General features: G+C 32.5%; 22 protein-coding genes. 10 read left to right on the forward strand and 12 right to left on the reverse strand.

Annotation, left to right across the window (positions count from 1 at the left end):
* Positions 1–22: 22 nt before the first annotated feature.
* The gene (gene fabA, locus GA0061080_RS04990; protein WP_091122039.1) at positions 23–544 is read left to right on the forward strand and encodes a bifunctional 3-hydroxydecanoyl-ACP dehydratase/trans-2-decenoyl-ACP isomerase; all 522 of its coding nucleotides are present in this window, start codon (positions 23–25) and stop codon (positions 542–544) included.
* A gap of 97 nt (positions 545–641) precedes the next feature.
* The gene (locus tag GA0061080_RS04995; RefSeq protein ID WP_209435741.1) at positions 642–1163 is read left to right on the forward strand and encodes a thermonuclease family protein; all 522 of its coding nucleotides are present in this window, start codon (positions 642–644) and stop codon (positions 1161–1163) included.
* A gap of 17 nt (positions 1164–1180) precedes the next feature.
* Here GA0061080_RS04995 and GA0061080_RS05000 read toward each other — a convergent pair whose 3' ends face one another.
* The 5 genes from GA0061080_RS05000 to GA0061080_RS05020 all read right to left on the reverse strand — a co-directional run bounded on the left by GA0061080_RS05000 (position 1181) and on the right by GA0061080_RS05020 (position 4752).
* Positions 1181–1462, reverse strand: coding sequence for a DUF5339 domain-containing protein (locus GA0061080_RS05000; protein WP_091122043.1), 282 nt, complete (start codon positions 1460–1462; stop codon positions 1181–1183).
* Between the two features lie 455 nt (positions 1463–1917).
* Complete coding sequence (locus GA0061080_RS05005; protein WP_091122047.1) at positions 1918–2196, reverse strand: DUF5339 family protein; 279 nt, start codon at positions 2194–2196, stop codon at positions 1918–1920.
* A gap of 177 nt (positions 2197–2373) precedes the next feature.
* Positions 2374–2583, reverse strand: a complete 210-nt coding sequence (cspE, locus tag GA0061080_RS05010) for a transcription antiterminator/RNA stability regulator CspE (protein WP_091122051.1) — start codon at positions 2581–2583, stop codon at positions 2374–2376.
* A gap of 302 nt (positions 2584–2885) precedes the next feature.
* On the reverse strand, positions 2886–3695 hold the full coding sequence (gene proC / locus GA0061080_RS05015; RefSeq protein ID WP_091122055.1) for a pyrroline-5-carboxylate reductase: 810 nt from the start codon (positions 3693–3695) through the stop codon (positions 2886–2888).
* A gap of 115 nt (positions 3696–3810) precedes the next feature.
* On the reverse strand, positions 3811–4752 hold the full coding sequence (locus GA0061080_RS05020; protein WP_091122058.1) for a type IV pilus twitching motility protein PilT: 942 nt from the start codon (positions 4750–4752) through the stop codon (positions 3811–3813).
* Between the two features lie 37 nt (positions 4753–4789).
* Here GA0061080_RS05020 and GA0061080_RS05025 point away from each other — a divergent pair, with 37 nt between their 5' ends.
* Positions 4790–5491, forward strand: a complete 702-nt coding sequence (locus GA0061080_RS05025) for a YggS family pyridoxal phosphate-dependent enzyme (RefSeq protein WP_091122060.1) — start codon at positions 4790–4792, stop codon at positions 5489–5491.
* A 36-nt stretch (positions 5492–5527) separates the two neighbouring features.
* Positions 5528–6085 carry a YggT family protein gene (locus GA0061080_RS05030; protein ID WP_091122064.1) on the forward strand — a complete coding sequence of 186 codons (558 nt, stop codon included), beginning with the start codon at positions 5528–5530 and terminating at the stop codon, positions 6083–6085.
* 280 nt (positions 6086–6365) lie between these two features.
* Here GA0061080_RS05030 and GA0061080_RS05035 read toward each other — a convergent pair whose 3' ends face one another.
* From GA0061080_RS05035 to corA, 4 genes are all read right to left on the reverse strand, one after another.
* Entirely contained in the window at positions 6366–6788 is a 423-nt protein-coding gene (locus GA0061080_RS05035) for a YcgN family cysteine cluster protein (RefSeq protein ID WP_091122068.1), read from the reverse strand.
* Positions 6785–7033 carry a YcgL domain-containing protein gene (locus GA0061080_RS05040; RefSeq protein ID WP_091122072.1) on the reverse strand — a complete coding sequence of 83 codons (249 nt, stop codon included), beginning with the start codon at positions 7031–7033 and terminating at the stop codon, positions 6785–6787. The genes GA0061080_RS05035 and GA0061080_RS05040 overlap by 4 nt, the downstream gene beginning before the upstream one ends.
* Positions 7034–7058: 25 nt before the next feature.
* Positions 7059–8021, reverse strand: coding sequence for a glucokinase (gene glk, locus GA0061080_RS05045; RefSeq protein WP_091122074.1), 963 nt, complete (start codon positions 8019–8021; stop codon positions 7059–7061).
* A gap of 191 nt (positions 8022–8212) precedes the next feature.
* Positions 8213–9154, reverse strand: coding sequence for a magnesium/cobalt transporter CorA (gene corA, locus GA0061080_RS05050; protein ID WP_091122078.1), 942 nt, complete (start codon positions 9152–9154; stop codon positions 8213–8215).
* 217 nt (positions 9155–9371) lie between these two features.
* Between corA and GA0061080_RS05055 the strand changes: the two genes are divergently transcribed.
* The 6 genes from GA0061080_RS05055 (at position 9372) to GA0061080_RS05080 (ending at position 15485) form a co-directional block, all read left to right on the forward strand.
* Positions 9372–9887 carry a single-stranded DNA-binding protein gene (locus GA0061080_RS05055; RefSeq protein WP_091122081.1) on the forward strand — a complete coding sequence of 172 codons (516 nt, stop codon included), beginning with the start codon at positions 9372–9374 and terminating at the stop codon, positions 9885–9887.
* A 521-nt stretch (positions 9888–10408) separates the two neighbouring features.
* Positions 10409–12718, forward strand: coding sequence for a DNA internalization-related competence protein ComEC/Rec2 (locus tag GA0061080_RS05060; protein ID WP_091122085.1), 2310 nt, complete (start codon positions 10409–10411; stop codon positions 12716–12718).
* Between the two features lie 91 nt (positions 12719–12809).
* On the forward strand, positions 12810–13817 hold the full coding sequence (gene lpxK, locus GA0061080_RS05065; protein WP_091122172.1) for a tetraacyldisaccharide 4'-kinase: 1008 nt from the start codon (positions 12810–12812) through the stop codon (positions 13815–13817).
* 3 nt (positions 13818–13820) lie between these two features.
* Complete coding sequence (locus GA0061080_RS05070; protein WP_091122089.1) at positions 13821–14006, forward strand: Trm112 family protein; 186 nt, start codon at positions 13821–13823, stop codon at positions 14004–14006.
* A gap of 18 nt (positions 14007–14024) precedes the next feature.
* A complete protein-coding gene (gene kdsB / locus GA0061080_RS05075; protein ID WP_091122094.1) occupies positions 14025–14789 on the forward strand; it encodes a 3-deoxy-manno-octulosonate cytidylyltransferase in 765 nt (254 codons plus the stop codon).
* Positions 14790–14792: 3 nt separating this feature from the next.
* Complete coding sequence (locus GA0061080_RS05080) at positions 14793–15485, forward strand: DUF2461 domain-containing protein (protein ID WP_091122096.1); 693 nt, start codon at positions 14793–14795, stop codon at positions 15483–15485.
* A gap of 24 nt (positions 15486–15509) precedes the next feature.
* Here GA0061080_RS05080 and GA0061080_RS05085 read toward each other — a convergent pair whose 3' ends face one another.
* From GA0061080_RS05085 to GA0061080_RS05095, 3 genes are all read right to left on the reverse strand, one after another.
* On the reverse strand, positions 15510–16172 hold the full coding sequence (locus tag GA0061080_RS05085) for a MarC family NAAT transporter (RefSeq protein WP_091122176.1): 663 nt from the start codon (positions 16170–16172) through the stop codon (positions 15510–15512).
* A 634-nt stretch (positions 16173–16806) separates the two neighbouring features.
* Complete coding sequence (locus tag GA0061080_RS05090; protein ID WP_091122099.1) at positions 16807–18384, reverse strand: alpha-glucoside-specific PTS transporter subunit IIBC; 1578 nt, start codon at positions 18382–18384, stop codon at positions 16807–16809.
* A 124-nt stretch (positions 18385–18508) separates the two neighbouring features.
* The gene (locus GA0061080_RS05095; protein WP_091122103.1) at positions 18509–19837 is read right to left on the reverse strand and encodes a 6-phospho-alpha-glucosidase; all 1329 of its coding nucleotides are present in this window, start codon (positions 19835–19837) and stop codon (positions 18509–18511) included.
* Positions 19838–19864: the final 27 nt, after the last annotated feature.

Here is a 19864-nt window from a genome sequence, read left to right on the forward strand (position 1 = left end):
ATATTAAATAAAAGGTTTTTTTATGACATTTGAACGTAAATCATCATACGATAAAGCAGATTTAATTAAATCAGGAAATAATGAACTATTTGGTCACGATGGACCACCATTACCGTCTGATTCAATGTTAATGATGGATCGTATTATTGAGATGAATGAAAACGGCGGTAATTTTGGCAAAGGTTTTGTAGAGGCAGAACTCGATATTAATCCTGATTTATGGTTTTTTAAATGTCATTTTAAAAACGATCCGGTTATGCCTGGCTGTTTAGGACTTGATGCTATGTGGCAATTGGTGGGATTTTATTTAGGTTGGATTGGCGGCAAAGGTAAAGGTCGTGCTTTAGGTGTTGGTGAGGTAAAATTTACTGGCCAAGTACTACCAACTAATAAAAAAGTAACCTATAAAATCCATTTCAAACGTGTTATTAATCGCAAATTAATTATGGGTATCGGTGATGGTGAAGTTTTTGTTGATGGTAAGCTTATTTATCAAGCATCTGATTTAAAAGTAGGTCTATTCCAAGATACCAACGCTTTTTAATTTAAAGCTACTCATTCTGTCAGCCTTATTAAATACAAATAAGGTTGACATCATCTCTTTTTTATTAAATCCATATTTAGTTATAGCATGAATAATCATGTATAATGCTACAAATTTTTATACTTTTTTATTTATAATGAATCGTTTAAAACCTTTATTGATTTGTATTATTTTATTTTTTTTATCAAACACACTAGTTTATGCTGATTTCAATGGTAAAGTTGTAAAAGTAATTGATGGCGATACAGTTGATATCTTAACTATCAAAAAACAAAAAATCCGTGTTCGTCTACTTGATATCGATGCACCAGAAAGTAAGCAAGCTTATGGTAATGCATCACGAAAATATTTGGCTTCACTCATTGCAGCTAAAAATGTTTTTGTTAAAGAAAGTAAAAAAGATATCTATGAGCGAAGTTTAGGTACTATTTTTTTAAATGAAGTGAATATCAATGAAAAAATGGTTGAAAATGGTTATGCTTGGGCATACCGTTATAAAGGAGTTGCCAATAATAAGTTAATGGTAAAGCTAGAAACAATAGCTAAACAAAACAAAAAAGGGCTATGGAAAGATAAACATCCAATAGCCCCATGGAATTATCGCCATAATAAACGATAAATTATACTCAAAAAATCTTATTTTTTAGGTAAACTTGCTTCAACTTGTTTAAGTAACTCGATACCTTGTTTACAAGCTGCTTCTTGAGCATCTGCAGGCATTGACGAAACTTGTTGTTTACCTGTTTCTAAGTTTTGTTTCATCATATCTGATTGTTGTTTAGTTAGAGAGTCTTCAGGAATAGCTTTAACTAAACTATCAACTTTATCAAAATAGTTTTTACATGATTCAGATAAATCCGCTGCCATAGAAATAGTAGAAAAACCTAATAGCGCAACAGATAATAATAACTTTTTCATTTTCTTCCCTTATATCATAAATTTATTAGAAATATCATTAAAAATGATAATTAATGCTAGAAATAGCCGAGATATGATAAAGAATTTTATACGGAAAGTCTATATACAAAATTGATAATGATCACTTAACACATTCATTCATTCATTTATTTTATTTGTATTATTTTTTTATCAAATAACGTTATTTTATGTTGATTTAAGTGGCTAGCTTGTTAAAGAAGAAAATAAAAAATATCTATAAAAAACCTTTAGGTGCTATTTTCTTTTTTAAATAAATTCAATATCAATGAAAAATGGTCGAAAATGATTAAGCTTGCTTGGACCTATCGTAACACAATTAAAATAAAATAAGGGTAAATTAAAAGAAAGCGCCAAAAGGAGCTATGGAAAGATAAGCATCCAATATACCTTGTTATTTTCGTTACAATCTTTAATAAATTTAGTGTAAAAATTTATTATTTTTTAAACAATAAATGCTCCATTTGTGTATATAGTTCAATTCCCTTTTTACATGAAAATTCTTGCTTTTCAATTAACATCAGGGAAAATTGCTTTTTTTGTAATTCTATTTGTTGCTTCAACCTGTCTATTTGCTGTTTGCTTGCTTCATTTTCGGGAACAAGCTTAACTAAATTATCAAGTTTATTAAAATAAGTTTTGCAGCTTTGAGATAAATCAGCCATAGCAGTAGAACAAAGCCCTAAAAGCACAATAAATAACAGTAATTTTTTCATCGTATTTCCTTACATTTATGTATATTTAATAATAATTTACTAAAAATAAAAAATTGTACACTTAAAATAACCAGAATATAACACTGAAAGACTTTAGCTGAAGTGCTATAGAATAAATCACTCTATGAGTAAATATTTTGCTCATAAAGTGATAAACAAAAAGATAAAGAATAGTTTTTAGATAATTGCAACATCTGCAGCTGCAGGACCACGAGGGCTGTCTTGAACAGAAAATTCTACCTGTTGTCCTTCACCTAACGTTTTGAAACCATCGCCTGAAATTGCAGAAAAGTGTACAAATACATCTTTGCTACCATCTGCAGGAGAAATAAAACCAAAACCTTTACTTTCGTTGAACCATTTAACTTGACCAGTTTTCTTAGACATAATAATCTTCCTATAAATAAATTAATCTCAGCCACTAAAGGCTATATTCAAAACATAAAACCTAGGTTACTTAATTAACACGAAGAAGAAGATACTGAAGAAAACTAATCTTTAAGACAAAGTAAACTACAAACTACACATATCTAAATGTTATAAAATAAATCCGCATGTCGTATGCTTGTTACTATTTACTCATAATTAGTTTACTAATGCAAGCAATCTTTTCAAAAAATTACTTATTATATTAGTAAAAATAATTCATAACGCTAATTTAAAAATATAACGTTATGAATTTTATGGTATTAATCTTTTGCCATTATTTGAGATTTTTTTATCGTTGCTTCCACTGCATCAATAACAGCCGATCTAAATCCTTTGGCTTCCAGTATTTGCACACCTTCAATGGTTGTACCTGCAGGTGAGCAAACCATATCTTTTAACTCACCAGGATGTTTACCTGTTTCTAATAATAGTTTTGCCGATCCCAAAACTGCTTGGGCAGCAAACTTGTAAGCTTGTTTTCTTGATAATCCGCCTTTAACCGCACCATCAGCTAATGCTTCAATAAACATAAACACAAAAGCGGGGGAAGATCCACTTGCGCCAATAACTGCGTCAATTAAATCTTCAGAAACAACTTCTGTTTCACCGATGCAATTTAATAATTGTTGAACGACAGACAATTCTTCATTGGTAACTTCAGTATTTGGAGTGATTGAACACATAGCAGCATTAACAAGCGCTGGTGTATTTGGCATAACACGAACAATTTTTTGTTCATAACCAACACATTTTGCAATTGTTTTAATAGTAACGCCCGCAGCAATTGAAATAACGATAGTGTTCTTTTTTAATTCTTTTTGAATATCACTAAGTACATCAACAATCACATTGGGTTTAACGGCAACAAATACAATATCCGACTCACGAGCAACCTCTCTTGCAGAATCAAGATTATTGATAGCATAATTTTGATTAAGCATTTGGCCTTTATCAGGATGGGGGTCATAAACATACATTTGTGTTCCTGATACAATATTGCTTGCTAAAATACCTTGCAGTATCGCATTACCCATATTGCCTAAGCCAATAAAACCAATTCGTTGATCCATTTATTACCCTCTTTTGCAAAAGACTATTGAGAAGATTATAAATGATTTTAAATATAAATCTCAAAATTTTGTATCAAAAAATTCAACATCAAGTTTTATAAAAGAGTAAATGATGTTAACTTTTTGGCATCACTTGCATTCCATATTGTTGCCCTGTCTGCATAAGTGAAAAAATCTGCTTAATTTTACCTTCATTAATCAAATTGCTGACAGCTGATGTATTGATAAGGATTTCAAATAACGCTTTACGACCATTCTCCGTAGGTACTAACTGTTGACTGATAATTGCTCTTAAATTATTTGATAATTGCATGCGAATAAAATTACGCGAACTTTCATCAAATACATCAATAATACGATTAATACTTTGAACAGCAGAACACGTATGCAGCGTAGCAAAAACTAAGTGCCCTGTTTCTGCTATTGTCAACGCCGTTTGAATAGCTTTTTTATTGCGTAATTCCCCAAGCAAGATTATGTCAGGATCTTGTCTTAAAAGACTATCAAGTGCATGGTCAAAATTTGTAAGTTCCCTTTGTTGAATTAACGACCGTTGATTGTGATAAATAAATTCAATAGGATCTTCTAAAGTAATAATATGCTTAGATTGAGTGAAATTAATATGTTCGATTAATGATGCAAGCGTTGTTGATTTACCACTGCCAGTGGCGCCTGTCACTAAAATAATACCACTTTCGTGCATTATTAGCTTTTTGAAAACCTCAGGCGCACCGATTTCAGCTAGATCAGGAATATGGTTTTTAATAATTCGAAACACCGCCGAAATACCGCGCTGTTGATAAAAGATATTGACTCTAAAACGACCTATTTCAGGGGATTGGTAAGCTAAATCAATTTGTTTATTTTGCTGTAATTGTGTTTTTTGTGATTGATTAAGTAACGTTAATAGCTCAGTTTCTAACTTTAAATGTGATAGCTTTTCATTAGATAAACACTGTAATTGTCCATTAATGCGAATGCGTGCAACTTCACCACTTGAAAGGTGCAAATCGGACGCTTTTTGCGTTACACTAAGCGACAACATTGAATTTAACATTACATTTGACCTATTAGTTTATTAATTGGGAATTAACATGAATACAGTACGTGACAATTTACTTACTATAAAAAGCACCATTCAAAAAATAACCGAAAAATGCGAAAGAGATCCCAATACAATTGAACTTATTGCGGTCAGTAAAACAAAACCTGTGACCTTAATCAAACAAGCGATAGATGCAGGCCAACGTTCTTTTGGTGAAAACTATGTTCAAGAAGGTGTTGAAAAGATCCTCCACTTTAAACAAACACAGCCCAATACACCATTAACGTGGCATTTTATTGGACCATTACAATCAAATAAAAGCAAATTGGTTGCCGAACACTTTGATTGGATGCATACCATTAATCGATTTAAAATTGCTCAACGTTTAAATGATCAGCGCCCTATATCAATGGCTAAATTAAATGTATTAATTCAGGTCAATATTAGCCACGAAGCAAGTAAATCAGGAATTTTACCTGAGCAAGTTGCTGATTTAGCTAAGCAAATAATTGCACTACCCAATTTAAAATTACGCGGTTTAATGGCTATTCCTGAAATTGAAAATGATTTTGACAAACAATTACATGTCTTTACCAAAATGCAGGAACTGTTACATTATTTACAAGCCGATTACCCATTTATGGACACATTATCTATGGGCATGAGTAACGACATGCAAGCAGCCATTATTGCAGGCAGCACAATGGTTCGCATCGGCACGGCAATTTTTGGAGCAAGGCAGTATTTGTGATATATTGCCTAGATAATTTATTTTAAGGAGTCTTAAATGGCATCGCTTTATTTTTTAGGAAAAACCCTTTTAACGGCATGCTTATATGCTTTAATTTTGCGTATATGGATGCAACGTGTACGGGTCAATTTCTATAATCCATTTACCCAATTTATTGTCCGAATAACCCAACCAATTATTGCACCACTGCGCAAAGTTATTCCCTCTATTAAACAGATAGATACGGCGACATGGGCTATTTTATACTTTTTTGCTTTTATAAAAATTACCTTTATTGGCTATTATGGAATCATCAATAATTTAAGCTGGCCTGTTGAATATCTTTTATATGCCGTTGCAGCCATCGCTCACGCATTTGGACATCTATTATTTTGGTTATTACTATTTAGAGCAATTTTAAGTTGGGTAAGCCGAGGACAGTCGAATGCCGATGAGTTGCTCGCCCAACTAACAGAACCATTTATAGCACCAATTCGACGCATCGTACCGCCTATTGGTATGATCGATATTTCATTTATGATTTTTGTATTTATTTTGATGTTTTTAAATATGTTTGCTATTGATATTGTAGGATATTTATGGCTTGTACTTTAAATTCAACATAAGAGGAAGCAATAGCTTCCTTAGATTGTTAACAAAAAGCCGCTTTTTAGCGACCTTTTTTGTTCTAATCAAAATCAGTAAATAACGAGAAATTTTGCCAATACTGAAAATTATCCAATAAAAAGGGTATTATTACCAATAAAAAAGTCAGAAAATATATTTATATTATTGAATTTTCTATTTTTATTTTAAAAAATCACATCATCGACATGTTAGTTTACATCAAATGATATCAAGGATTGGAACAATATGAGGGCACTATAGCCCTTTTTTAGAGAATATGATCTTCCCAACAAATTACATCTTTCTCATAAACAATCCTATTTTTAACCGATATTTTCAGTTTATGCATAAGCTTCTTATTGCCCGTAATAAGTGGATGCCAATGAGGCAATTGCCCTGTTTCAGAAAAATAACGATAGGTACAGGTTAAAGGTAACCATTTAATGGTAAGGAGGTTATCACGAGTCAGCTTGATACAATCTGGTTCGTAATCGAAGCGGTTATAATAGTGTTTACATTGGCAAGTATTAGAATCAAGCAAATTGCAAGCGACATTAGTGTATAAGATTTCGTCTGTATCTTCGTCCATCAATTTATTTAAGCAACACTGGCCACAACCATCACAAAGTTGTTCCCATTCGTCGTCACTCATCTGTTCTAATGTTTTGTTCTCCCAAAATGGTTCAATCATACTTTAAAATCATCATCCTTTAACATTTGTAAGAAAAATCCATCCGTTTTGATTTTTTCTTCAATTTCATCCGAAGTACCCACAGCAAAACGTCGTTTACCATCAAGAAGTACTTTCATCACAAATACCGGCGAACCAAAAATAGACATTATTTTTTCAGGAATGGCTGAAAAATCATTTTCATTTTCCATATATAAATAACAATTTTCTTTTTTTGTACTTCGGTAAATATAACACCACATCATAGAATAAAACCTTTACTCATTAATACTATTTATTAAGACAATTTTGTAAATAAACACCTGCACCAAACAAGCCTGGATCTTCATGTGTTATTACATAAACAGGAATTTTTTTGACTAAATAGGACATACGACCTTTATGTTCAAAAGCATCTCTAAATGGAGATGTTTTAAAAAATTCAATAAAACGAGGTACAATCCCACCAGCAATATAAACACCGCCTTGCGTATTAAGTGTTAATGCTAAATTACCACCAAAACGCCCCATAAAAGTACAAAAATAGGTTAACGTTTGTAAGCAAAGTGGACAACTTTTTGATAACGCTTTTTTGACAATAATGTCGGGAGTAATTTCTTCTACTGCTTGATTGTTAATATGCTGTAAGGCTTGATAAATATTAACAATCCCATTACCGGATAAAAACCGTTCTGTAGAAACACGCCCAAATTTTTTACGTAGTTCGACTAAAATACAATCTTCATCATCACTTGTCATTGGCAGTTCGGTATGTCCCCCCTCTCCAGGTAACGTAACCCAATATTCATTGACTTTAATCAAATGTGACACACCAAGCCCTGTTCCTGCACCATAAATCGCAATGGGGTAATTTAAATCAGGTTCGTCACCACCAATTTTTACAAGATCTTGTTTTGGTAACTTAGCAATTGACATTGATACTGCTGTAAAATCATTAATCACTTCAAGCTTAGTCAGATTTAACTCTTTAACAAGCTCTGAACGTGAAAATGTCAAATTATTATTTGTCATTTTTATTACATCACTATCATCAATCGGGCAGGCAATAGCAATACATGCCATTTTAATAATTACCGATTGGGTCGCTAGATAGTTTTTAATTAATGTTAATAACACATCATCTTTTGCAATAAGCACTTTAGTAATTGCAGATAATTCATTGGTTACTAAGTTATAAAGTGCAAATCTGGCATTGGTTCCACCAATATCGGTGACTAGTGCATATTGATTCATGTTATTTCCTTTATGATAAATTATTTTTTATTCAAATAACAAGCATTAACTATCAATAGAAGAAAGTATAATTGCTAATATCATTAAATAGTGACATAAAACTTACTCAATTACTCCAAATAACAACGACAAAGACCATTTTCGCTAAGCCGTAGTATTAGCGGATAGACTATAAAATAAAGTAAATAAATTTATAGCCACTTCTTAAGTTTAAAATAAATATAAGGCGCAACACCTGCTAGTAACATCAATAGTAATGAAAATGGGTAACCATATTCCCATTTTAATTCGGGCATAAATTCAAAGTTCATACCATAAGCTGATGCCACCACTGTTGGTGGTAAAAACACAACCGAAACCACCGAGAAAATTTTAATAATTCGGCTTTGTTCTATGTTAATAAAACTGGTTGCTGCTTGCATTAAAAAGTTCACTTTTTGAAATAATGATTCATTATGTGGCACAAGCGATTCAATATCTCGGATCACTTCACGAGCTTGTTCTAGCTGATCCACTGGCATTTTAGCACGGCGAACTAAATAATTGACCGCGCGTTGGCTATCCATTAAACAAAGCCTTACTTTCCAAGCGGTATCTTCAAGTTCAGCTAATGAGGTAATAGCTTCATCATAATGTTCTTGCGCTGAGCGATCCATAATAATTAAGCTCAACTCTTCAAGTTCACTATAAATATTTTCAATTTGATCGGCTAATTGCTCAACTTTTACTTCGAATAAATCAAGCAGTACTTCATAAGGGTTACCATCACCCATAGTTTGATAACGTGAACGCATTCGATATAAACGAAATGCCGGTAAATCGCGTTCGCGCAATGTAAATAAACGGCCATTATGTACAGTGAAAGCGACCGTTGAATTGCCCGCACGATCTTCTGCATCTTCGTAAAAAAAGAAGGAATGGACATGTAGACCTTCATTATCTTCAAAAAAACGCGCTGATGCTTCGATATCATCTAGCTCAATACTGGTTGCTAAGTTTTGTCCTAAATGTGTTAAAACAAAATCGCGATCGGCTTCTTCTGGTTCAATTAAATCAATCCAGGTCGCATTATTTATATCGCCTTCATTAATTTTTACCAATTGTTTGTTTTTTAATCCAAACGCATTAATCATAAGGCCTCCTATTGAGGGAATTTTTTAGAACATTACATTAACAAATGTTTGGCATTATACTCGTTATAGCAACAAATTCCTATGTTAAAACTAATCTTTCTGTATTTTTATAAAAAGAGATCAAAATTCCATAATTGAATTAAATTCGCTGATATTACTGCAGTCTCATGTTACAATACGCAGCTTAAATACTTAGTGTAATTTTTAGGAGTCAATCATGGCCAGTCGAGGAATAAATAAAGTCATTTTAGTTGGTAACTTAGGTCAAGATCCCGAAGTTCGTTACATGCCTAATGGTAACGCCGTTGCCAATATTAGTATTGCAACATCAGAAATATGGAAGGATAAACAAACAAATGAAAACCGTGAACGAACTGAATGGCATCGCGTTGTTATATTTGGTAAATTAGCTGAAATTGCCGGCGAATACTTAAAAAAAGGTTCACAAGTTTATCTAGAAGGACAATTACAAACTCGAAAATGGCAGGATCAGTCTGGGCAAGATCGTTACACAACAGAAGTTGTAATTAATCCTATTGGTGGTACTTTACAAATTTTAGGATCACGCAATGGTGGTGAAAACATGGTAGACAGTTCACAAAATTGGGGACAAAGTGCCAATAACACTTCATCAGCACCAATGGCGCAATCTCGTCCTACAACAAATGCACCGGCACAACCTACAGCGACACCAGAACCACCTATGGATTTTGATGACGATATTCCGTTCTAAAACACTCCTAATGTGTAGAAAAACAAAGAGATGTTTACTCGTTATTATTAAAGTAATCCTCTAAACCCATAAGGCTTTTTCCCAAAATCGCTTTATGGGTTTAACTGTATTATACAAATGAATAAATCGCTCAAGCATTTGTTGTCTATCTTTTGAATCGTTAAATATTTGCTGATTATTATGCTTCATCTCAATTAAAAATACATATCACCATTTTTAGATTTTTAATATCTAAACGGTATAGAATCCTGAATATTTTTTACAGTAATTACTCAAATTACTGTAAAAAATACAGGGGAATTCCTGAAATTTATCAACTCAATATTTGCAAATATTTTTTAATGTAATATCCACACTTTCTTATTTTTTCAAAATTTAAAACACTGTAAATAATTTTAATAAACTTTTTCTAGATTAATAATAAAATTGGAAGCTAGATCGAAAAGTTCAAACACAATTCTTTTTTTACGATATCAACTGATAATCTGATTATTTATATAAAATAAATATGACAGGATCTAATGCGACAATTTTATTCTCTTGATTTATTAGCTATCATGTTTTCATTGGGTTGCTTACCACTACTATTTTTACCACATCTATTATCTGACCTTCAGTGGTATTTTATTGCCTTTATTCTGCTTGTTTTGGTGTTGGTTGTTCCGGTTAAATTTCGCTTTAATTTATCTATTATTGTTGTATTTAGCTTAAGTTTTTTATGGTCTGTTACTTATTCTAAGCAATATTTAACCAATATTTCACCTTATATTGATAAAACATTAGTTGTTAAAGCAAAAGTTATAAATATCAATACCCGTCAAAAAACAACTACAATAACACCTTATTATTTGTCATTTTCTATTTTCTCTATTTCAGATGTTACCCTTTCTAATGATATTCCAATTTCGGTTTATTGGGATAACCCAGCAACGCCAAAATTAGGGCAAACTTGGCAATTAACATTAAAAACAAAAGTTATGCATGGCTATCTCAATGAAGGGGGATTTGACAGCCAGCGATTTTCAATAGCAAACCGAAGTTTATTATCAGCAAAGTTAGTTGATGCAAAATTATTAGACGACAAATCTAATTTAAGACAATTTATTGTTGATTTGGCACTTCCTTACATCGATTTATTTGATTATCAAGATATATTGCTTGCTCTTGCTTTTGGTGATCGTTCTCAGTTAGATGAATCTCATCGTATGGTGATGATGCAAACAGGGGTTGCACATTTAATGGCAATCTCGGGTATGCATATTTTAGTCGTTTTTGCTCTTAGTTGTTTTTTTGTTAAGATTGTTCTGTTTTTTATTCCAAAGCGTTTTATCTATTTTTTTGTACCAATTATAATAGGGTGGTTATGCGCATTTTTTTATGCATGGTTAACAGGTTTTAATCCGCCTACTTTGCGAGCAATGGTTGCTTTGTCAATTTGGATCTATTTTCGTTATAAAAAATATAAAATAAGTTCATGGCAAAAAATCAATCGGATCATTGCGTTGTTATTATTATTTGATCCATTGATGATTTTGTCTGAAAGTTTTTGGTTGTCTTGTTATGCAGTAATAACTTTAATTTTTTTGCATGATTGGATGCCGCTTTCCAAAGCAGTAAGGCATAAAAAACGTTGGTATATAATTAGGATATTGTATTTGCAGTGTGGGTTAACCTTATTGTTGCTTCCAATTCAGTTTTTTATTTTTCAAGGTGTTAGTGGGGTTTCGATTTTAACAAATTTAATTGCAATTCCTGTTATTTCATTAGTTACATTTCCTACCATTTTATTGGCGTTAATATTTAGTATTTTTGATTGTTTTTCTATAGCCTTATGGTTTTGGCTAATTGCTGATAAATCTCTAGAATGGCTATTTTTGAGTTTAAATTGGCTTAATCAATTATGGATTAACATCCCTTCAGATTTTTATTTATTAGGTCTTTTAGGTTGGTTAACTGTAGTGATAATCCGTACAGGAGTTTGGCAACGCTTTAGCATTACTTTGCTAGTAATTTTGACGATACTGGTTACACCTTTTTTTAAACAGCAACACTATCGTTGGCGGTTAGATATGCTAGATGTTGGTCATGGGTTGGCAATTGTTATCCATGATGGTAAGTCTGCAATTTTGTATGATACAGGGGCTAAGTGGGAAAAAAGTTCCGCTATGGAAAGGGTTATTATTCCTTTTCTGCAATGGCATAATTTGAATGTACAAGGTATTATTATTAGTCATCAACATAATGATCATGTTGGCGGTTTGAAATTACTTCAACTTATTTATCCTAAAGCATGGTTAATGAGTTCGTCTTCTGATTTCAATAATGATTATCAATGCTTAGCGGGTAATCGTATTATTTGGAATGATTTGACGTTTAATGTACTGTGGCCTAATCAACTGGTGAGCGATGCTCAAAACAAGGATTCCTGTGTGGTGCAAGTTACCGATGGAAATTTTTCTGTATTGCTAACTGGAGATCTAGAACGTAATCAGGAATATCAGTTAGTTACTAAATATCGAAATCAGCTAACATCCACTATTTTACAAATCCCCCATCATGGTAGTAGTACATCATCAAGTTATACATTTTTAAATCATGTTAAACCAATAAATTCTTTGGTGTCTACATCTCGTTATAATCCTTGGAAACTCCCCTCCAATAAGGTAATGGCAAAGTATAAAGATTTACAATTAGACTATTATGTTACTGCTAGAACAGGTCAAATAAGTCTGTTTTTTGATAAACAAACATGGAAACTAAAAACCATGCGAGGTGAAATTAAACCTAGATGGTATCATGATTGGTTTGGTAGTTTACCAAATTATGAGTAAAATAGGCTATCGTTTGCTATAGGCGACTATAATAATTGTTATATTGAGATATAAACAATTTTACTAAATGTAATTGAGTGATGTTAAAGTTATGATTGAAAAACTGTGGTATGGTAAAAATCGTTTATTTTGGTTATTCATACCATTTTCCTTATTATATGGTTTAATTGCTATTTTCCGTCGCTTTTTATATCAAGTTGGTATTTTAAAATCTTGGCGATCTCCTGTACCAATTATTGTTATTGGCAACTTATCTGTTGGCGGTAACGGTAAAACACCACTAGTTATTAGTTTAATTGAATCGTTAAAACAGAAAGGATTACAAGTTGGAGTTGTTTCACGAGGATATGGAGGCAAAGCTGATAGCTATCCGCTTATTTTAGATAATACGACCACAACTGAACAAGCTGGTGATGAACCTGTACTTATTTATCAACGCACTAGTGTACCTATTGCTGTCTCACCTTGTCGCTCAGAGGCTGTTCAAGCGTTATTAAAGCAGTACCAATTAGATGTTATTTTGACTGATGATGGTTTACAACATTATGCTTTAGTGCGTGATATTGAAGTGGTGGTGATTGATGGAAAGCGCTTATTTGGTAATGGATGGTGGATGCCTGCAGGGCCAATGCGAGAGCGTGAAAGCCGATTAAAATTGGTTGATTTGATCATTATAAATGGTGACAGTGTAAATAACCTAGCTCAAAAGTACCCTAATAAAGCCTACACCATGCAATTAGCACCACGATACGCGGTAAATTTGCTTACTCAAGAAAAAAAATCATTATCTTCATTACAAAATATTTGTGCTATTGCAGGTATTAGCCATCCTAACCGCTTTTTTGATATGTTGATTAAAATGCAAACGAATGTGATTAAAACCATTCCTTTTGCCGATCATCAAAAATTTACGTTGTCATTATTAAATAATATTGCAAATTGTGATCAAATTCTTTTAATGACTGAAAAAGATGCAGTTAAATGCAGACAGTTTGCTCAACCAAATTGGTGGTATCTGCCAATTGATGCGGTAATACCCGTGCAAGCAATTGAGCAGATCTGTTCCTTATTAGATAAGATAAATTCCCAAAGAGAATAAAATATGAAAGAAACCCTTTTGAGCGCACTTGCTTGTCCAAAATGCCATGGGCAACTACAGTATGATGCCAATAATCAACAGCTAATTTGTTTAGCGGATAATTTAGTTTATACCATAAAAGATAATATTCCTGTTTTGCTTGAATGCGAAGCACAGCCACTTAATAAACCATTATCTACTCAAGAATAAAAAGATAGGATATTAGTTATGAATTTTTCGGTTATTATTCCTGCTAGATATGGTTCAAGCCGTTTACCTGCTAAGCCGCTAGCGGACATTCATGGAAAACCTATGATTGTGCGTGTAATGCAGCAAGCACAAAAATCCTTAGCCAATCGAGTGATCATTGCAACCGATCATCAACAAGTTTTTGATGTAGTCAAAACGCATGGTGGAGAAGTCATTCTAACAAGTGATAAGCATAATTCAGGCACTGAAAGGTTAGCAGAGGTCATTAATGCCTATCAATTTGCTGATGATGAAATTATTGTGAATGTACAGGGCGATGAACCCTTAATTCCGCCTGTTATTATTAACCAAGTGGCAGAAAATTTAGTGCAATATAAAACAGGAATGGCAACGTTAGCAGTACCAATTGATTCTGTTGAAGAAGCATTTAATACTGGTGCAGTTAAAGTTGTGACAGATAAAGATGGTTATGCGCTTTATTTTTCTCGTGCAACCATTCCTTGGGAACGCGATCGTTTTGCGAAATCAGCTGAACAGTTAAAACCATCGAGTATCGGTGATTTTTATCTCCGTCATATTGGTATTTATGCTTACCGTGCTGGCTTTATTCGTCAATACATTAAATGGGCGCCATCAACGCTTGAACAAATTGAGATGTTAGAGCAATTAAGAGTACTTTGGTACGGTGAAAAAATTCATGTCGCTGTGGCAAAACAACCTCCTGCAATTGGTGTCGATACTTTAGAAGATTTAGAAAAAGTAAGAGCGTTATTTAAGGAGTAAGCAATGGCAAACTTTACTGGGTTTACGCAAGAAGGACTTAATTTTTTACAAGATGCTTGGATTAATAATAGCAAACTGTGGTTTGAAGAACATCGTGCTATTTATGATAACGATTTAGTTAAACCGTTTAGGCTTTTGGTTGAACAATTAACACCAGAAATGCTTAAAATTGATGAATGGTTTGAAACTCGCCCCGCTATTGGTAAAACGATTTCACGAATACATCGAGATACTCGTTTTTCAAATGATAAATCACTTTATCGTAGCCGATTATGGTTGACATTTAAACGACCCAATAAAGATTGGAAAGAAGCCCCCGCTTACTTTTTTGAAATTAGTCCAAGTAGTTATCAATATGGACTTGGCTATTATTGTTCATCAAAACAAACGATGGATATTTTTCGAGATGAGATTCTTAACGATACTAACAAGTTTTTAACCATGACACGTTGTGTCAAAAAACCATTTGAACTTGTTGGGGAAAGTTATAAACGTCCTTTAATCAAAGAGCAAGATGCCAAAATTGCAACATGGTATAACCGAAAAAATCTCGCAGTTATGGTAACAAGTAATCATATTGAAAACGTGTTAGATAGTGACTTACCCCAAAAATTAATTAAAGGATTTAAACAGCTAGTTCCACTCTACGATTATTTAATGCGAGTGGAAATGATTAAAAATATACCAATGCTTTAGCTTTATTGAGTTTATCTTTTTATATTAGATATTAGGGAAATTTAATATAATTTCTTTCACACCATTAATTATAAATTGTGTTCCAACACAAACTAATAAAAAGCCCATAATTCTTGAAGTGGCCTCAATGCCACTTTTTCCCATAAAGCGCATTATACTGCCAGCACTGCGCATACAAAACCAAAGGATAATACACAATAATAAAGGTACTAATATTGAAGCGGCGTAAACAACCCAAGTAGAAACGTCATAGCCCCCACTTTTTATTGTTGAAGACATACTAATTATCATTGCAATCGTTCCAGGCCCTGCTGTACTTGGCATAGCTAGTGGCACAAAAGCGATATTATTTGAGGTTTCTTTCTTTTTAGCATCGGCTTCAAGGATTTTATGTGATGGTTGTTGTGGAAATAACATTCTAAAGCCAATAATACCAACAATCATACCACCTGCAATGCGTAATCCGGGGATTGATATGCCAAATGTACTCATTACTAACTGTCCGCAATAAAACGACACGACCATAATTATAAACACATAAATACAGGTCAATTTTGATTGGTAATTGCGTTCTTCATTGGTCATATCACCCGATAAACCCAATAAAAGTACCACAGTAGTTAAAGGATTAGTTAATGGAATAAATAGAATTAAACCAAAGCCGACAGTTTGTATCAGTTCCAACATAGCTTTTTTTAGATCTAACAAAAATTGTAGCTAAGTATAATTGAAATAAATAAAAAATGATATATTGAGCGTAAGTTAACAGCCAATATTGGGTAATAAATAAGCGTTACAATCAATTACTAATATTAAAAATAAGGTATAGAAAAATACCGTACTGTTAAAACTACATCATTAAAATAATTTTCGAAGACCCTATAAATAAATTCATAATGTATTTTTCCTCGAAATTACTAAAACTTTTGCTTTCTACTTTTTTTAATCTTCAAATATTTACTAATCAACCACATCGCAATTACACGTAAAAACCAATTTTTATTTTTTAAAATAATTAAACGGTATAGACTCCTGAATATTTTTTACAAGAAAACAAATGTGGGTGGCTATTTTTTTATGATATAAACGTCATATCTCTTTTCTGTGATATCACTTTATTTTTATGGATATTTATTATCGTAATTGCTCAAATGACTATAAACAATGTCGAGAATTTCTACATATTAGTCAAAAAATAAATTTCATTTTTTAATAAGTTACGTGTTTAATCGAAATAACAAATAATCTCTATTTTAGAATCAATTAAACACGTCAATTAATGGTTTATGGTTTACTTATTAATAACAATTACCCACATTATTTATTTCAATCGTGTACTCATTTCTTCTCTAACTTGAGGTACAGTTAAGCCAACAATAATTTGTAATGATTGTCCCTTGTATACAACATTTATTGCCCCATAACTTTGAAAATAAGCCACTTCCTGAACTAATTCTGGATTACTGACTTCAATACGTAAACGAGTTGCACAGTTAGTTAATTGTCTAATATTTTCTTTACCACCTAATCCTTCAATAAAGGCAATTGCTTGTTGAATTATCAAATCGTTAGTTTCAAATTCAGTATCAGATTGATTTGTCAATTTATTCTTTTTACTATTTTTGTAATCTGATTTAGTAAATAGTTTAATATTAGTATCTGAACGGCCAGGAGTCATAAGATTGAATTTAAGGATTAAGAATTTAAACACAAAAAAGTAAATTGCTGTAAAAGTTAAACCAATAGTAACTTGGATAACGTACGCCATCCAATGATTTGCCCCCAGAGGTAACCAGTTTTGGAAGATAAAATCTATAATACCTGAGTAAAAATTTCCTGATACACCAAGCATATACATAATTGCAGCCATTGACGCAGCTAAAAAAGCATGAACAACAAATAACATAGGTGCAATAAAAAGGAATGTAAATTCAATAGGCTCTGTTATCCCTGTTAACACAGCTGTAACTGTTGCACCAATTAATAGGCCCAATACCATTTTTTTATTTTCTGGTTTTGCTGTTGCATAAATAGCCATTGAAATACCTGAGCAACCAAACACCTTCCCCATACCAATAAGCATAAAACCACCTTGAGGAAATAATTCAGTTAATGATTTTGTGCTGTTAGCAAATTCAGAAATATGAGAAATCCAATAATTGACTGTACCGCCATCGGTGACAATTGGACCAAAATAGATTGGACCATAAACAAAATGATGTAATCCTGTAGGAATTAAAATGCGCTCTAAAAAAGTAAATAGCCATACACCAAATGCACCAGAATTTAAAATGAAAATTTGCAGGCTTTGAATACCATTTTGGATAGGAGGCCAAACCAATACCGTCAATACAGCTAGTACCAACATTAAAGGAAAACAGATAATAACGATTAATGGTGTCCCTGTAAATACATTTGCCCATTCAGGTAAACGTAAATCAAAATAACGGTTATGAATCCAAACAGTAAAAGCTGCTGTCATAATTGAACCAACAATTGAAGTATCTAATGTTAATACACCACTAATTTCAATTAATCCTGTTTGCCCTACTTGATAGTTTATACCTAACTGTTCACTCCAAATATCAAGTATTCCTGCTATAAAATAGTTAAATGTTAAATAAGAGATAAAAGCGGCTAATACAGCACGACCAGATGCCTTTTTTGCTAATGCAATTGGTAAACCTAAAGCAAACAGCATTGGCATATTTTGAAATAAAACTAGGGATGCTTTTTGAAATATACTGACAATTTTAACATAAGTCGATCCTTCTACAGCAAAAGGAAACAAATGTGGATTAAGTAAAACGACAGTCAATCCCAATAAAATGCCTGCACAAGGAAAGAGTAATACAGGAACAAACATTGCTGCTCCAAAGCGTTGAATTGTATTTCTCATAACATTAACCTTTTATTAATATAATGATTTTGTTATTTTTAAAATAGTTCTGTACATGTTTGTGAATAACGCTAAGCGTTTGCATTTACTCAAACGCTAGCATTATTCGTGTTAAACAAAATAATTATTTAAAAAACTGAGGTAAATAGTCTTTATTTTCGTTTAAGATTTCTTCAACAATTACTTTTGCTTTAGGAACGTTAACAACGGTTCTATTTAACGTTAAGGCATTGATTAATTTTTGTTTAGAACCTTCATACCAAGCATCAACAACTAACTTTTCATAACCTAATTGGATTTCTATCATCGCTTTTTGGAAAGTCGGAATCTTACCAATAGCAAACGCTTTAGGACCATCAGAAGTTAGCATACATGGCACTTCAACCATTGCATCATCTTGTATATTACTAATAATGCCTTTGTTTGGAACAATCACAAGATAGATATCGCCTTTGTTATAAGCTAATGACGCAGCAACACGAATCATATAACGACCATGAATATCATCATGAAGCTGTTCACCAGCAATAGAATTTTTTTCAATAATACGTTTACACATTTCAAATACTTGTTTTTCACGTCCATTGATAACTTGACGCGCACGCGTATTATTAATATCTTCTTTACTCACCATTTTTTCTGGATATAAATAGTATTGTAAATAAGTATTTGGCAAGAATTCTGGGTTATCTCGTAACATTGTTTCCATGTTTTTAAACGTTGCTTGCCAAGAAGGATCATTAGCAATAATTGAGTCAACCGCTTTAATACCCTCTTTTAAAATAATATCTTTAATACGTTGAGTTAAATCTTCACCTTGTTTATTTTTAATTTTAGTAAACCAACCATAATGATTTAAACCAAAGTATTCCGGTACAAAATCCCAAATTTCACAGCCAAGTAATTTTGCGTAGCTCACCATGATTGCCGCAGGCATATCACAAATATTTAAAATTCGATTATCATTAGGAAATTCTCGATTTAAGGCATCTGCAACAATCGCCGCTGGGTTAGTATAGTTTAAGATCCAAGCATCTTTTTTATATGAACGAATTTCACGAACAAGATCGATCATATCCCCAATGGAACGCAAACCGTAAGCCATTCCACCTGCGCCACATGTTTCTTGACCTACACATTGATGAGATAGGGGGATTTGTTCATCACGTTCACGCATTTTTAAACCACCCGTACGGATTTGCATAAAAAAGAAATCAGAGTTTTCAAAAGCAATTTTTCTATCTGTTGTATAGATGAACTCTTCAATTTCAGGATAAAGTTCTTTAAACATAATTTCAGTTGCTTTGGCATTTAGCTCCTGACGGGCTGCATCAATATCATAAAAAACAACGCGTTTTAACGGAAAATTTTGTTTTTCTGTAACAAGACTTCTCATAATACCTAATGTATAAGTACTACCTGCACCTACAACGGTTAAATTAATCTTTTTCATAACCAATTTCCTCAACTCTATTTGTGA

The organism is Gilliamella intestini, assembly GCF_900094935.1.
Lineage (GTDB): Bacteria > Pseudomonadota > Gammaproteobacteria > Enterobacterales > Orbaceae > Gilliamella > Gilliamella intestini.